The sequence below is a fragment of the Lacimonas salitolerans genome, assembly GCF_042677865.1.
GTDB classification, from domain to species: domain Bacteria; phylum Pseudomonadota; class Alphaproteobacteria; order Rhodobacterales; family Rhodobacteraceae; genus Lutimaribacter; species Lutimaribacter salitolerans.
The window spans coordinates 1-14,614 of record NZ_JBHUDD010000151.1 but is presented as its reverse complement, the minus strand read 5'-3'; the positions used below and the strand labels follow the sequence as shown (position 1 = coordinate 14,614).

19 protein-coding genes and 2 pseudogenes are annotated in these 14,614 nt (G+C 61.6%); 12 read left to right on the top strand and 9 right to left on the bottom strand.

Annotation, left to right across the window (positions count from 1 at the left end; translation table 11 throughout):
• Positions 1-32: 32 nt before the first annotated feature.
• The 11 genes and pseudogenes from ACFTOW_RS16730 to ACFTOW_RS16680 all read left to right on the top strand — a co-directional run bounded on the left by ACFTOW_RS16730 (position 33) and on the right by ACFTOW_RS16680 (position 5,385).
• A complete protein-coding gene (locus ACFTOW_RS16730) occupies positions 33-296 on the top strand; it encodes a hypothetical protein (RefSeq protein WP_379917801.1) in 264 nt (87 codons plus the stop codon).
• A 3-nt stretch (positions 297-299) separates the two neighbouring features.
• Positions 300-1,421 carry an ImmA/IrrE family metallo-endopeptidase gene (locus tag ACFTOW_RS16725; RefSeq protein WP_379917799.1) on the top strand — a complete coding sequence of 374 codons (1,122 nt, stop codon included), beginning with the start codon at positions 300-302 and terminating at the stop codon, positions 1,419-1,421.
• Positions 1,422-1,425: 4 nt separating this feature from the next.
• A complete protein-coding gene (locus ACFTOW_RS16720) occupies positions 1,426-1,578 on the top strand; it encodes a hypothetical protein (protein WP_379917797.1) in 153 nt (50 codons plus the stop codon).
• A 3-nt stretch (positions 1,579-1,581) separates the two neighbouring features.
• A complete protein-coding gene (locus ACFTOW_RS16715; RefSeq protein ID WP_379917795.1) occupies positions 1,582-2,361 on the top strand; it encodes a hypothetical protein in 780 nt (259 codons plus the stop codon).
• A 7-nt stretch (positions 2,362-2,368) separates the two neighbouring features.
• Positions 2,369-3,166 (top strand): HNH endonuclease, encoded by a 798-nt coding sequence (locus ACFTOW_RS16710; RefSeq protein ID WP_379917793.1) that lies wholly within the window; start codon positions 2,369-2,371, stop codon positions 3,164-3,166.
• 268 nt (positions 3,167-3,434) lie between these two features.
• Positions 3,435-3,641, top strand: a complete 207-nt coding sequence (locus ACFTOW_RS16705; RefSeq protein ID WP_379917791.1) for a hypothetical protein — start codon at positions 3,435-3,437, stop codon at positions 3,639-3,641.
• Positions 3,638-3,868: a hypothetical protein gene (locus ACFTOW_RS16700; RefSeq protein WP_379917789.1), complete on the top strand. Its 231-nt coding sequence runs from the start codon at positions 3,638-3,640 to the stop codon at positions 3,866-3,868. Before ACFTOW_RS16705 ends, ACFTOW_RS16700 begins: the two co-directional genes overlap by 4 nt.
• A pseudogene (locus ACFTOW_RS16695) lies at positions 3,869-4,024 on the top strand (DUF4236 domain-containing protein); the annotation flags it as partial.
• A 108-nt stretch (positions 4,025-4,132) separates the two neighbouring features.
• On the top strand, positions 4,133-4,888 hold the full coding sequence (locus ACFTOW_RS16690; RefSeq protein ID WP_379917857.1) for a tetratricopeptide repeat protein: 756 nt from the start codon (positions 4,133-4,135) through the stop codon (positions 4,886-4,888).
• A gap of 2 nt (positions 4,889-4,890) precedes the next feature.
• Positions 4,891-5,208 (top strand): hypothetical protein, encoded by a 318-nt coding sequence (locus ACFTOW_RS16685; protein WP_379917787.1) that lies wholly within the window; start codon positions 4,891-4,893, stop codon positions 5,206-5,208.
• Positions 5,209-5,385 (top strand): hypothetical protein, encoded by a 177-nt coding sequence (locus ACFTOW_RS16680; protein WP_379917785.1) that lies wholly within the window; start codon positions 5,209-5,211, stop codon positions 5,383-5,385.
• A gap of 16 nt (positions 5,386-5,401) precedes the next feature.
• Here ACFTOW_RS16680 and ACFTOW_RS16675 read toward each other — a convergent pair whose 3' ends face one another.
• The 8 genes from ACFTOW_RS16675 to ACFTOW_RS16640 form a co-directional block, all read right to left on the bottom strand.
• The gene (locus ACFTOW_RS16675; RefSeq protein WP_379917783.1) at positions 5,402-5,782 is read right to left on the bottom strand and encodes a hypothetical protein; all 381 of its coding nucleotides are present in this window, start codon (positions 5,780-5,782) and stop codon (positions 5,402-5,404) included.
• 217 nt (positions 5,783-5,999) lie between these two features.
• Positions 6,000-6,242 (bottom strand): hypothetical protein, encoded by a 243-nt coding sequence (locus ACFTOW_RS16670; RefSeq protein ID WP_379917781.1) that lies wholly within the window; start codon positions 6,240-6,242, stop codon positions 6,000-6,002.
• Between the two features lie 14 nt (positions 6,243-6,256).
• On the bottom strand, positions 6,257-6,937 hold the full coding sequence (locus tag ACFTOW_RS16665; protein WP_379917779.1) for a YcbK family protein: 681 nt from the start codon (positions 6,935-6,937) through the stop codon (positions 6,257-6,259).
• Between the two features lie 166 nt (positions 6,938-7,103).
• Positions 7,104-7,412 carry a hypothetical protein gene (locus tag ACFTOW_RS16660; RefSeq protein ID WP_379917777.1) on the bottom strand — a complete coding sequence of 103 codons (309 nt, stop codon included), beginning with the start codon at positions 7,410-7,412 and terminating at the stop codon, positions 7,104-7,106.
• A complete protein-coding gene (locus ACFTOW_RS16655; protein ID WP_379917775.1) occupies positions 7,409-8,485 on the bottom strand; it encodes a DUF2793 domain-containing protein in 1,077 nt (358 codons plus the stop codon). Before ACFTOW_RS16655 ends, ACFTOW_RS16660 begins: the two co-directional genes overlap by 4 nt.
• 21 nt (positions 8,486-8,506) lie before the next feature.
• Positions 8,507-12,520, bottom strand: a complete 4,014-nt coding sequence (locus ACFTOW_RS16650) for a baseplate multidomain protein megatron (protein ID WP_379917773.1) — start codon at positions 12,518-12,520, stop codon at positions 8,507-8,509.
• A 9-nt stretch (positions 12,521-12,529) separates the two neighbouring features.
• Entirely contained in the window at positions 12,530-13,015 is a 486-nt protein-coding gene (locus ACFTOW_RS16645; RefSeq protein WP_379917771.1) for a C40 family peptidase, read from the bottom strand.
• Positions 13,012-13,896: a DUF2163 domain-containing protein gene (locus tag ACFTOW_RS16640; protein ID WP_379917769.1), complete on the bottom strand. Its 885-nt coding sequence runs from the start codon at positions 13,894-13,896 to the stop codon at positions 13,012-13,014. Before ACFTOW_RS16640 ends, ACFTOW_RS16645 begins: the two co-directional genes overlap by 4 nt.
• 75 nt (positions 13,897-13,971) lie before the next feature.
• Here ACFTOW_RS16640 and ACFTOW_RS16635 point away from each other — a divergent pair, with 75 nt between their 5' ends.
• Positions 13,972-14,148: a hypothetical protein gene (locus tag ACFTOW_RS16635; protein ID WP_379917767.1), complete on the top strand. Its 177-nt coding sequence runs from the start codon at positions 13,972-13,974 to the stop codon at positions 14,146-14,148.
• A 10-nt stretch (positions 14,149-14,158) separates the two neighbouring features.
• Here the strand turns inward: ACFTOW_RS16635 and ACFTOW_RS16630 are convergent.
• A pseudogene (locus tag ACFTOW_RS16630) lies at positions 14,159-14,551 on the bottom strand (phage distal tail protein, Rcc01695 family); the annotation flags it as partial.
• Between the last annotated feature and the right edge of the window lie 63 nt (positions 14,552-14,614).

Below are 14,614 nucleotides of genomic sequence, written 5' to 3'. Positions count from 1 at the left end.
TCATCGTCCGAGAGGAATCTGAGAAGGCAATTTTGCTGAACGGCTTGCGCCTGCCCTTCGTCTGGGACGAGGATCGCCGCGCCGACCTCGACGCCTTCTACGGGCTGACCCGCGACAAACTGTGCTACATCCTCGACCCCGCCGACGTGAAGGGCCCCGACTACCCCTCAGAAACCTTCCGCGTGCTTAAGGAAAAGGAAACCCGCCAACACGGCGAATACCGCACCCGCCGCCTCGTCCTCGCCGCCTGGGACCGGATGGAAGCAAACGGTGAATTTGCAGAGATGGGGATGTGAGCGATGGGTGTCCTTGATCCGACAATGTATGCCCAGTTCAAGCCGCTGTTTTGCGCATGCGTTCGGGAAAGCTATAAGCCGGAAGAAGACTGGCTGTCGGACTCAGCGATCAAGATCGAGCTTTTGGGATCGGATGGGCTTCCAGATGAGCCGGACGATTTTTTCTTGCCTTACATCGATTTTTTCCTTCACGAAGTTCAGCAGGGTGTCACAGACCCGTATGTCATTTTTCCTTCGGCGTCGGGCATGTCCACAGAGCCGACCATACTTCTCACCCAGCCGGATCTGTTTGAGGTCCAACCTCTGACCCAAGACGCCACGGAACGCGCGTTGATCGACCAACTGATCGCCGCGACAAAGCTCTACAACAGCGGTGAGGCAATTAAGGAGTTGTTCGCCTTTACCATACGATTGCGCGAATTTGCCCCCTTCAATGCCATGTTGCTGCATATCCAGAAGCCGGGGCTAACCCATGCGGCAACTGCGCAGGACTGGCACAAGCGGTTCGGTCGCGTGCCGATTGTGGGCGCGCGCCCCTTGTTGATCCTGCGGACCAAGGGGCCAGTCGATTTTGTCTTCGACATCCTCGATACCGAAGGCCGTGCTGTTCCCGTCGATGCGTTCGCCTTCCCGACCTTCGGTAACCTCACCGACAATCGCTTTGGTGAATTCGCGCGGGCCATAAGGAAGGAGCGCATAGACATCGTGACCTTGGACGCCGGTGATGGGCGCGCAGGCTGGATCAAACTGCTCGCGGCGTCGCAAGCCAAGAAGGGAAAGAACCTCTACCAGCTCGCTTACAACAAAAATCACGACGCACCGACACGCTTTGTGACTGTGGCCCATGAGCTTGCTCATCTGTATCTTGGTCATCTGGGCGCGGATAAAGGCCGACGCGTGCCGGATCGCCGCAACGTTTCCCACGCACTGATGGAAGTCGAGGCAGAGATGGTCGCCTATCTCGTGGCCATGCGCAATGGGCTGAAGCCACGGAGCGAAAGCTATCTCGCCAATTACAAAGGCGCCTTTGAAGATCTGAACCTTTATGCCGTGACCCGGGCTGCGAACGCCGTCGAGACCGTGATGGGTATTGCCGCACAGAAGCTATGGAATGAGAAGGTGTGATGGGATGGCAAAGCTTTTCGAGCACCCTGCAGATACCCTTGTCAACGCCAAGGCAAATGCAATCGCCTACCATACCGAATGCCGTGCCGTCCGCCTTGTTTGCGCCGCCTGGGAGCGGATGCACATGAATCGCGAATTCGCCGCGATGGGGATGTGACGCGTGGACGGTTGGCTCGGGTTCCTGCTTCTCCTGCTGTTGATCCTAGTCCTGTACTGGGTGTTCTTCCGGCAGAAACCCGAGCCTCCAGAGCCGCGTGGGGCGATAAAGTACCGTCAGTCGGCCAAGCCCCGGCGCCGAAAGCGTACGCCCGAGGAGATCGCCGCCGAGAGGGAACGGCGCGAGCGTGAGCGAGAAGAGAACCGGCGCGATCAGATTGAAGAACGCCGACGCAAGATAGAAAAGAAGCGCGCCGAGGAAGATGAAGCGCGGCGCAAGAGCCTCGAAGATGCAACGCGACGCAATCAGGAGGAGGATGAGCGGCGCAGACGCCTCGCCGCCCGCGAAGCCGCCGACAGCACGGTTGGGCGAGAGTTCGCGCGGTATATCGGCGCTCCGGTGCCGAATGACATCAAGCGGTCTATGCAAGCATTCCTTGCGGGTGAGTTTGTCGGCTCTGACCGTTCACCGCTCGCCTATGTCGGATACCGTGTTGGCAAGACAAACGGTCTGCCAGAGTGGGACAGAAACCGGCGCATGAAGGTGTGCTTCTGCATCGATATCCCACCTGAATTTCGGCCTGACTATGCATCTTGGAGAGGGCCGGGATCGCGTGAGCGCCTAAACGCAATGCAGAGCCATATCCGGATGTTGGCGGCGATGCGCAGGGATCGGCCGGGATTTGAGGTCGCTGTCAGCGAATGGGAGCGGGATGCAGAATGGCTGAGCAGCGAGCTGGATCCGTTGGCGGAAAAGTTTTCTAGGCATGGGGTGACGTGGTGATGGCATTATGATTGAAACTCCACAATCCTTCGTCATCCGCGAGGAATGCGAAAAGGCCGCGTGGCAGAACGGCTTTCGCCGCACATTTGACGGCCCGCCAGGCTGGGCCGGTTTCGCCTCAACCACAGTGCCCGGGACGATTCATCTGGCCGCAGCCGGGCCGCTGGGACCGTGGTATCTGGCGGTGGACCATGGCGGCGTGATCGAAGAACTGGCGCTGCCCCCCGCCGCGCTGCCCGGTCCCGGACTGTCGCGCTATGCCTTCGGCTCACTGCGCGAGCTTTATGGCGTGCTGTCGCGCGTGTATCAGCTCTCCGCCAGCCTGCCCGACGCGCCGCTCAAGGAGTTCGAGCAGAAGGTCCGGTCGCTGCCGCAGACGACCGAGGCCGAGCGGCTGGTGGTGCAACGGATCGGCCAGGACATCTTCCGCGCCAGTCTGCTGGAATATTGGCAGGGAACCTGTCCCTTGACGGGGATCTCGGACCCCGCGCTCTTGCGTGCATCGCATATTGTACCGTGGAGAGTTTGCGAGACGGATGCCCAGCGCCTCGATGTGAATAACGGGCTGTTGCTGTCCGCCTTGTGGGACGCCGCGTTCGATCAGGGTCTTGTGACCTTTTCAGACGAGGGAACGCCGGCGTTCTCGCCCGTGCTCAGCGAGGCTGCGCGTCGAGAGCTGCGCTGGGGTGCGGCGCTGACCTTGAGCAGGCGCCAGCGTGAAAACCTGGCGTGGCATCGCTTGCATGCGTTCCGCAGCGAATCCGCGGCCACCCCAAATCAGACCCCGACAAATTCTGTGAACTGACGAGTTGCCCCTATGACGATCTTCACGACAACCAGTTATCCCGTGGGCGCCTTGATCGCCATTAAAGACGTGGGCGATGATATACGATCCATCTGCAAAGCCCATTTGTCTGGTCAAACGAGAAGTTTCGCGACTCAGATAAAAATGGTTTGGAGACTGGAGTGGTAGGCCAAGTCATTTGATCAAGCGCTTAGACTGACTAGGAGGTTTCACCTTGAAACGTAAAGACGATATTGAAGTCCTGTCAGGCCAACTGGTGGCGCAGAACATGATGCTGCAGATGCTGATCGGGCAGGCGACATTGCATGGTCCGGATCGCGGTGCGGAACTTCGTCATTCACTTGAGGCAGGGCTGGGTGCGATCAAGGGCAACCCGAATATGACCCCACGCGAAAAGTTCGGCTGCGAAAAGACCCTCGAGGATGCCATCGACACGATCGACCAGCTGCGCAAACGGGCAGGGTGGTCAAAATGAGCCTTTCTGCTGTTTATCTCCAACACCGGGTGCAACTCCTTGAGCGCCATGTCAGCGCGCTGGTTCAGATGATGAAGCAGCGTCATGCAGATGATGCCCACGATCTGGGAGATCTGGAAAGAATCTGGCGCGCCGAAGTGGAAGAGATGCACGCTTCGATGTTGCGCGGGGACAGGTCGTATTTTGACCACCGCAAGTGGTCTGTCAGCAAGCGGCGGGGTGTCTGAATGTCCTTCCGTTTTTGGCAGCGTGTCAGGCTTGCGCCCGGTGTCACACTGAACCTGTCGAAATCGACGGCATCATTGTCCTTTGGCCCGCGCGGAGCGGCTTATACCATCAGCCCGCGCGGAAACCGGGCAACAGTTGGTCTGCCGGGGACAGGGCTGTTTTATACAGTCCATGACCGCAAGCGACGCGGGCGTGGCGGCGCGGCGCCCGCGCCATCTGTGCCGGAGCGCGATCGGCTGAAGCTGGGGTTTTTCCAACGGCTTATGACACCGGCTGAGGAAAAACGCTTCATTGACGGTATCCGGGCGCTGAATGACGGCGATCAGGACTCGGCACTGACGGCGCTGGAAGAGGCGCGCGACCTACCAGATGCCGCCTGGATGGCAGGTATGATCCGCTTGCGCCGTGAGGAATTCAACCGCGCCAGGGCGCATTTCGAGCATGCGCTGGCGCGTCTTGGTGATCTGGGCACGCTGTTTGCCAAATATGAGATTGCCGCGCAGGCCAGCCTGCCGATCACGTCTGACATCTTCGCCCATGTCTTCCCGCGCGAACGCGGCACGCGGCTGGCCCTGTTGGAAATTGCGCAGATTGAGGGCCGCCATTCAGATGCAATGGCGCATATCGAGCGGCTGATGGAAATTGATGCGACCGATCCGGTTGTGCTGCTGTCTTTTGCAGAGCTGGTGCTCGACACCCCGGATGACCGCGCGCTGATGGACCGTGTGGTGCGCGCCACAGTGCATGTCGAAAACGAAACCCCGGTCGACACCGCTATTCTGCTCTATCGTGGCCGTGCATTGGCAGCACTTGGCATGCCGGATGCGGCTATCGATGTGCTCACACTGGCCAATCGTCGTCGCAAAGACCGGCCCGAGGGGTTGTTGCATCAGATCCGCTATGACCGTGCGATCCTTTATGAACAGTCGGGTCAGCGAGCCCGCGCGAGGAGCGAGTTGGAACGTATCTTTGCGGCCGATCCGGAGTTTGAAGATGTGTCGAAGATCTTGGAGGTCTGACTATGGGAAAGGCGATCGAGAACGTGCCAGCGATGAAGACTGCCAGCGCGATGGCCAAAAGGCGCGGCTGGGATCATGACGTCGTGTCAGCCCACCAGATGTTCCTGGTTCTTCCGTCGGAGGAAACCCGCCGCGGTTATTATGCGGAGTTCATGTTCGCTCCGGATTATTCTGCCTGTACGTTAACTTTGCGTCTTCACAACGAAATGATTGTCGAACGAATTGGCGAAGTGCAGAAAGTCATCTTGAGTACGAACAAAGTTGCGGCACCTGCCAGATTTAGCCTGATCGACGAATATGGACATTTCCTGCTTTACTAGGTGGAGATCGTGTTTTCCGAAACAGGCGTTTCCGCAGATTTGCTTGAGGCAAAAGCCAACGAAGCGGTTTCGCGTTTCGATTGTTGCGCGTTGGCCGTCATGCTTGCAAACTTGGGCGACAAATCTGCAGAAGAAGCTCTTGCCTGCGTGGAAGACAAACTCGGGCGTAATTGCTGACCGACTTTGACGACACTTAGTCCGTTGGGGGCCATGAACCAGAGTGGCGCATCATCCCGGGATCGACCTCCGGTGCGTCCCATTCTGAAGCTGCACCCATCCATCGCTCAATCTGTGCCTGAAGCCCGGGGTCGTCCGCGTGCAGGTGAAACGTATAGAGGCGATTGACGATGTTGCGCATCAGCGCGCGCATCTCATTCTCGTCGATGCGCGAGACCTCCGACCACGGGATGCGCCGGTCGTCCGCGTCCACAACGAATACATCCGAATAGTCGTCAGTCCGGGTGATTGGGCTCAGTCCGGCATGCAGTGTTTCCAGCTGCGTATTGCGCACGCACAGCATCGCCATGATTCTGGCGAGATTTGCGGCAACGCGTTTTTCATCATCGGGTTTCATGCGGTCAGATTAGCGGGTTAGCGGGGGCTGCACCATCAATATGACGAATGACCTGCCCCTTCACCGGCATGCCCGCGCCTGTTCGCGCAGAACGGCGTAGTCGGCGAGCCAAGCCACGATCAGCGCCCCCTCCGGCAATGCTGCCACCTCGTCCCCAACCCGCGCCTGCTCAGCCCGACTGTACTCCACCACCAGCGGACAGGCGCCGGGTGCGTTATCAGAACTGCCCCCCACGCAGCCGGTTAAGAAGATCGTCGCGGCTGCGAGGACGACGCGCGGCTGCGTCCAGCATTTGGCGGTGGATGGCATTTGTGCGCTCCAGTTGGTCAAGCCGTTCGGCGGCGCGGCCTGCGCGCTCGCCGGTACGACGGAGATTGAGGATAAACAGGGCGATTGTGAGCAGGGCGAGGGCGATGGCCGCCACCCGCCGTGCCCAAGGCCGGGCGAGCAGCCCGACCACGAGACTCCCCCACATCAGCGCAGGCCCTTTTTCCAGTCATCGATCCGCGCCCAGACCGTGACGGCGATCCCGCCCAGCGCCAGTGCGATGAACAGCCAGCGTAGCGTGTCGAGATACGGCACCAGCGGCAGGACGGCGCCTTGCGCTTCGGCCAGCACCTCCTGCGCGACCTCGACGCCAGCAGCACCAACCGTGGCCACGCCTGCTGCCCCGGTGCCTTTCAGCGTGCGGCTCTGCGCGATGTACTCGCGTGCAGGCGGGGCCTCGGGTGCAAAAGGTGCGGCGCGAACCGGAAACCGCTCGCCCCAGCTGCGCGCGGGCCCGAGATCGATATGGATGAAGCCCGAGCGCGGATAAAAGCCAAAGCCCAGAAACCCCACCTCCCGCGCAGCGGCTTCAAAGGCCACCGGATCGTGGTTCGACATGGCAATATCAAAGGCGGTGCCGTCCATATGCTTTGAGCGCGGGGCGCCTTTGACAACTTTGTTGTGCTGCGGAGAGCGATAAGCGGAGCGGAGGATCAGCGGTTTGCCGAGCTGGTCGCGCAGGGCCTGCAGCCTGTCCAGCGCCTCGGGGTGCAGCTTCAGCTGTCCCGTACCGCGACAGGCGATTTCGGCGGGCGAGAAGTTCTTCCAGCGCCAGAGGTGACCGGGCACATCGCGGAAATGGCGGAAGGTGCGGATTGGGTCTGACATGGGTCTCTCCTGTAAATGGTGGGCATGCGAAACCACCCCGCGCGAGGGCAGGGCGGTTGGTCTCAATCGGGAGTTCGAGATCGTCAGTTTGCCAGAACGCCGGTGCGCAACGCTGATCGCAGCGCGCGCTGGACGGTGCTGTCAGATGGAAACAGCCATTGGCCGGTCAGTCACCATCCCGGCGCTGGAAAGCGGCAAAAATCAGGTTGCGCATATCGTGGATATCGCGCTCGATCCGTGCGAGGCGGTCGTGGTCGACCTGCCGATCGTCATCGCGGCGCTTCTCGACGCGGGCGCGTTCTTCGGCGAGCTCCTGTTCGAGCTTGTGCAACAGCGCTTCGTTAGTGAAGGCTTTGCGCGTGACAGCGGTGGCAAGCCCCGCGATGAAAGTGAACCAGACGCCGATCGCGGCTGTGATCCCGTGGTCGCGAAACGCCTGCAGGATCTGATCGGTAACTCTCTCTTGCTGGCTCATCCGATCTTCGCTCCCCAGAAACTGGTCTGTTCAGCCGCAAAAAAACCGTCATGCGCGCGGAAATAGCCCTGCAATTCGACCGTGTCGCCCGCGCTCAGTGCTGCCATGCTCTGCAGCCAGAGCGCTGTGGCCTCGGACCGATGCGTGGCCGAGCTCTCGCCATAGCTGCCGCGCAACACGTCGGTGCCGTTGATCACCAGCCGCCCGCTCATGCGCGCTGAGGTGCTGGCATTGACCTTGAACATCAGCGTGGCCCCAAAAAGGTATGTCCCGTCCACCGGCACCACAAACCGGTTGGTCGCCGCATCAAACGCCCCCTGATCATTATACTCGGTGACATTGATACCGATCTTCGTCCATGCGCCGACGCCGACGTAGTTGTCGTAATTCGTATAACCCTTGAAGCGGGGCAGGCGGGGCTGGTCGAGAATGCCCGTGGCAGGATCTGCGCGCAGCGCGTCATAGAAGGTGCTGCCGTCGGGCGAGACGGCTAGGCGAAACTGGTCCGACCCGAACAGCCCCAAGAGCGCGCGGGTCGAGAAGCCGGTCTGGAACAGGAAGCCCAGATCATTCGCGCTGGCCTCCTTGTTCAGGCTTTGCGTCAGGCTACCCGTGCCGCCTGCGCCAACACCCAGCGCGGTCCAGAGGGCGGCATTGATTTGCGCAAGAAATGGATTGCTGGCATCGGCGGTTCCACCCAGCCCAAACCGGGTGATTTCCTGCAGGGCAGGGGGTGTGGTGCTGATCCAGCCCGCGCCATCATAGACCAGCAGCACGGCTTCAGACTCGACCCATGCGCGCCATCCCAAGCGCGGCGGCAGGCGCTGCCAGGCCCCATCGGTCCAGAGCGCGATGTTCAGATCCCAACCGGACCAGTCGCCTGTGGCCCCCGAAGCCACGATGTAACGGTCGCCTTGGCCCGGGCTGGCCGGAGGGGCTGTCAGATCCCGCGCAAGGACCGCAAGCTGCACCAGCCCGTCCAGTAGCCGCAGGGCCTCGTTATGGGTGACATGCTTCTGGGCTTGCGCGGCCAGGATATAGGGCAGCAGCAGATTGCCGGTGGTATCAGACATCAAAGGTCCTTGTAGTTCTGGTCAGAAGAAGAGGGTGACGGTCCGCGCCGCCCCGCGCCCGATCAGGCTTGAAAGTTGGGCGATGCGGATGCTCAGCGCGTCGCCGGGGCCGAGCAGCGCGCCCCAATCGGCGATCTGATCCGCACCCGAATAGACAGCACTGGCGGTGTTGGTGCTGAGCGTGCGTTTCACGGTCGCACCGTCGAGGATGTCGACGTCATATGCCTCAAGCTCCTCGGCCAAGGCCACTTCGCCCGCGTTCCAGTTGTCAGCGGCCAGCGCCCGCGACCGCCGCACCCAGCGGATCGTCAGATCCCCGAGGCTCCGCGGTCTGCGCCACGGCTGCTCGATATGCACCACAGAGAAGGGCCGCAGCCCGGCGCCTTCCGGCGTGAATGTCTGCGCCACATAGCTGTCATCACTGGGCGGGCGCGCGGCGGGGCCGATGCGCCAGTTCCATGGCAGGCCCAGATCCGCCTCGGAAATCGGCAGCGGTGTCAGGCTGTCATCAAGGACGACTACACGCGCGCCCTCGGGCGTCGGATCGCCCATCGCGCTTTCCGTCCCGCGCTGACCGCGCAACAACCGCGTCAGCCGATAGCGCCCGGGCGCGATCAGCTCGACCGTGCCTGCCTGCACAATCTCCCATTGCCCAGCGCTGGTTTGCACCGCCAGCGCATTGGCGCCGCCAAAAAGCGCGATGTCCGTGACGCTTTCCAGCGTGCCTGCGAACAGGTCGATGATCAGCGCATTGCCCAGATCGAAGCGGGAGATGGGTCCGGCATAGAAATCCGCGACCAGCACGCCCATGCGCGTCCGCCTGCTGAATGTGGTCAGCAGCTCGAACCCGTCACTGGCGGGGCTGCGAAACACCGCCATGTCGCCCGGCCATGGTCGCGCATGGGCGGCGATCAGCGGGCGATGGGGCGCAATCTCCTCGCGCAGCTGGGGCAAATCCATCAGCAGCACATCCGCTGCCCCGAACACCAAAGGCGTGGCCAGCGTTGCCGGCCGGGGATTGCCAGGCGGCAGATCGTAGTTCGCGCGGTCCTGCCGCAGGGCTTCAAGACTGCGAAACGACGAATCCGCCACTGAGACCAGCCGCATATCGACTTGCCGCCCGTCATGATCGAGCGCGATCACATCGCAGGGATCGAGTGCAAGGCGCGAAGGCGGCAGACGAAACACGGCTGTTTCGCGCCCGGACCAGGCTTCCATGAGCGCCCGGCGACAGCGGCGCTCGGCCTCTTCGGGCGGCACGGCCATGGGAAAGCTCTCAAGCGATATGCGGGACGTGTCGACGGTGATGCGCTGCGCCTCGACTTGCGCTGCATCATAATCTTCATCCGCCCGCGCGACTTGCCATTTGAGGGCTTGCGGCAGCTCGGTTTCCTGCGCGCGGGTGAGTTCCAAAACATCGGTGCCCGGTCCACCACCAGACGCCACCATATCTTCAGCATGGATCACGGTGACAGCCGCGCGCCCGCGCATGACAAAGCGGATTACACCGCCCGTTTCAACTGCATCAAAGCCGAAGTGGCGCGCGAGCGTGGCGATAGAACTGCGCGGGGACTCCAGCGCGGCGATTGCATAGCCTTCCACCGCTCCCCAGAGGCCAGAGACATCGATGCGCGATGCTGGCAGTCCCGCGCGCAGGCAGAGATGCCGGACAAGGGCCGCGAGCGACACGGCTCCCAGCCGTCCCGTCAGCCAGTGGCCCAGCCGCCAGTTCGGGCCGTCGGTCCAGACATCCTCCAGCGCCGGAAAAAACGGATAGGGCCGCGCATCCCATGTCCAGGCCGCGCAATCGGGCACATGGACCATCCGATCTCCATACACCGACGACACTGGATTGTTCGCGGGGTCGCCCCACCAGAGATAGCTTGCCTCGAGATAGGCGCGCTGGATCGCGTCATCGCGCCAGCCGCGCGAAAAATACGGCACAAAGCTTTCCGACGACTTTGGGTCAAAGAAGACGTTGGGCTGGTTGGTGCCGCGATCGACAGCGGGGCAACCCAGCTCGGTGAACCAGATAGGCTTCGACTGCGGCACCCATGCGGTGGGGGTTGCCGCCTCCACGCCACCTGGGCGGTTGTAATGCGGCTCGGACCACCAGGCGCGCAGATCCTTGTAGCGAAAGACCCATGGTTTGCTTTCGGCGCCATCTGTGATGGGAGTGCGCATCTGTACTGCGCGACCAGTAGCACTGGCATAGAACCAATCAAACCCTTCGCCGCCTGCGATATTGGATTGCAGATAGGCGCGGTCATGGATGGCGGGCCAGCCTGCCTGCGCGTCGGCATGCTCAAACCCGTCGCGCCAATCCGAGAGCGGCATGTAATTGTCGATGCCGATGAAATCGATGTTGGGGTCGGCCCAGAGCGGGTCGAGGTGGAAGAACACATCGCTACTGCCATCCCCCGGTTGATGCCCGAAATACTCCGACCAGTCGGCAGCATAGCTGATCTTGGTGCCCGCTCCGAGAATACTGCGCACATCTGCGGCCAGATCTCGAAATGCTTGCACAGCCGGATACGTGGACGCGCCCGAGCGGATTTGCGTCAGCCCGCGCATTTCGGTGCCGATCAGGAAGGCATCAACCCCGCCTGCGACCGCGCAGAGATGTGCGTAATGTAGGATCATCCGCCGCAGGCCCCAGTCATTGACGGGGCCGGTCCAGCTAACGACCTCGCCCGAGATGCTGAAATCAGCGGGTGTCGCACCGCCAAAGAAGCTCGCGACTTGTGTGGTGGCAGATGCGGTTTTGTCGGCAGACCCGACATATCCAGCCGCTGGCGTACAGGTAATCCGTCCCCGCCATGGAAATGCAGGCTGGCCAATATCACCTGCGTTGTCCGAATAGGGATCCGGCAGCGTGTTGCCGGGTGGCACATCCATCATCAGGAATGGATAAAAGGTCACGCGCATCCCGCGCGCTTTGAGCTCCCGAATGGCCTGTACCACAGCGAAATCCGCAGGCGTGCCGCCATAGACCGGGCGATCCTCAGTATCTCTGCTGACAAGTTCTGCGTCAGCACGCGCGATGCCATTGACCGACCAGCTGGCATTAGGCGTGGTCTTCTCGGAAAACTCCACTTTTGGCCGGATGCGGCAGGCGCCCGCGCGCAGGTCGTCGCCGAACCAGGACACCACGAGGCTGACGCTTTCGACGGCGGGCACCATCGCCTGCAATCGATCCATCGCCACAACGATATCGGCGGTTTCCGCGACCGCGTTGGAATTCTCGGTGCTGCTGGTGCCGCCGATGGTGGTGGTGAGCAACGGGTTGGTGACGGCAATCCCGCCCTCAACCTTGCGCACGACATCGGTCGCATAGGTGAACTCACCTGCGGACGGAATGAGTGTGACCGCGCGGGTTAGACCCTCGGCCGTGTCAGGGTCCGCGAGCGGGCGGAACGCCTCAAAAGTCAGCTGCGGGATGCGATTGCCGAAATCGGAAAGCGGAAGTTCTTCGAACACCACATAGGCCGTGCCGCGATAGGCCGGGGTGGCCCCCACACCCATCTTCGCTGCGATGAACGGGTCAGGCTCTTGTTCCTCATCGCCCGGATGCCAGCGCCAGACAATTCCTGACAGATCGAGTTGCTTGCCATCGGCCCAGATGCGGCCAATCCCGGTGACCGGGCCTTCGCACAGCGCCACAGCAAAACTTGCAAAATACAGATACTCGGTGGTTTTGACCTTTGGCCCGCCGCCTTTGCCACCGCCTTGTGTGGTGGTATTGACCTCTTCGCGAAAATCCGTCGCCCAGATGATGTTCCCGCCAATGCGCATGCGGCCATAGACGCGCGGGATCACTGCGCCTTCCGACGAGGACGTAATCCGCAAGGAATCAAGCCGTGCACCCTCGATGCGTTGCGCTGGCGCAAGCGACGAGACCAGCCAGCTATCGACAGCAGACCCGATGGTCGAACCGATCATGCCGCCGATCACGGTGCCCGAAAGCCCGAGGATCGCGCCGCCAAAGCTTGACCCGATGGCAGAGCCGACCGCGCCCAAAACAAGGGTTGCCATTTGGAGACCTCACTCGGAGCTTTGATGGCCGGGCAAGCCGCCCGGGAAAAGAAACGCGAAAGCGATGCGCCGTCGCCAGGAGGGTGTGAGTGGCTGTTCGATGACACCCAGCCGCTCATAGGCGTGGATGAAACGGTCGGGCGCGGTAAGGATGCCGACATGCTTGGCGATCGCGCGCGGCATCATGCGGAACAGGATCAGCGCGCCGGGTGGGGCCATCGCTGGTTCTAACTCGATCATCATCCTGCGCGCGCCATCTGCCAGCACCTCCCGTGGCCCACTCTCGCCCCAGTCCCGGCTGTAAGGCGGGATCGGAAAGGGTTCGTGGCCGACCACCTCGCGCCAGACCCCACGGGCGAGGCCAAGGCAGTCGCAACCGACGCCTTTGAGGCTCGCCTGATCATGGTAGGGGGTGTGTAGCCAGCTGCGGGCAGTGGCAATGACCTCGGACGGATCGGCACTTCTAGGCTGGCTCGCTGTGATCGTATCACTCACAGCACGCCGCCTTCATGGCCACCATCGCGCGAGGCGTAGCGCAGGATGGTGTCCTGTCCGGGGATATGTGGGAAGCCCCGGAAATTCGCGACATTGCCGAACTTCGCGTTGCAGGTTTCCACGCGTTTGTCGCAGCCCGCGCGGATCGTGAAACTGTCGCCCTCGGCGATAGGGCGCACGGGTGCTTCCAGCAGCGTCAGGATTGCCACGCCATCAATCAGATCATGGGCGAGCACTTCGGTCCGCCGCCCGACATTGGCACCAGAGGTCCAGTCGACAGTTCCAAAAGCAAACCAGCCCGAGGCAAAACCCGACAAGCCCGAAGCGGTGAAGGCGCGATCGCGTAACAGATCGACCACGGTGTCAGTTCCGCGAAACGCTGCCGCATCAAGATCGACGCCACAGCGCGCATCGCCAAGTGCCGCATCGCAACCCGCCTGAAACGTCCGCCCCACTGTCTGACCCAGCACATGCGCGAGGCTGCGAACCTCGGCCACAAAAGCCATGCGCCCGCGCCGGATTTGTCCCACCGCGCCCCGGCGCATTAGCACCCGCTGGCTGGTGTCCGCCCAGTTCACGCGCCAGAGCTCGACTTCAGCCGCGTCCCAGCGCCCGTCGAGAATGTCGGTCTCGGTGATACGGTCAGAGGACAGCACGCCCTCGGCATCCTGCGCATCGATAGAGAGGTCAGATCCCGCGCGGATTTCCGAAGCCGCAAAGCCGCTTTCGGGCTCGAACTCCGTACCCTCGAACACAAGGGTTAGGTCATGATCGGTGAAGCCGAAGCTAAGCCCATCGGCGCGCGTGATGCGCCAGCACCAGGCAAGCGTCGTCGTGCCGTCATCAAGATGCGCCTTCAGCGCAGGGTCGAGCTGTTTCATGAATTAACCTTGATTTGGCGCGATGGGTTCGGCAGATTTCGCCGGTGCGTTGCGTTCAGTATGAGGTGTATGAGTATGCGTGATACGTGTCAGGATGGGGCAGGTGAGGCTGCGAAACCCGTCGACGATGCCCAAGCAGTGCGAATGGATGTGGTCCGGCTGGACAGCTTTCTCGCCGCCTTGAAAAAAGCCGCAGAGGCGCAGAAGGGCAAAGTGGTTCCCTTCCCGGACAGCGATTCTGACAAGAGCTGAGGCAGCACGCTCATCGCCGGATCTCCAGCAGAGGAATGGAAGTGATCGAACCCAGCCGTTCGATATCAAGCGTCACATCGAGCGTGTCGCTGTCGAAACGGACGGGCACGTCGAATTCGAACCCGGCGGTGATTTCGATCCCTGCTGCCGGGGCCGTTTCGAATGTGATCACGCCGGTGGTGGTATCGACCGACCATCCACTTGTCTGTTCAACCCCGCCCAGCGCGACGCGCAGTGTGCCCGCGACCGGCTTGGTGATGGCACGGTTCCATGTCTGGATGCCAGAGGAGTAGCGTTTCATTAGCGCAAAGCTGGTCACGCTGCCATTCCCGGTGCCGATGGGCTGATCGAGTGGACCGGGGGTTTGCGAGGGCGCGCAGGATTTGTAATCCGACCAGTCCTTTGTCAATCTGCATTCAAAACTGACCCATCGTGATCATTTAAAAATGACCCACCCGGGGGGTAG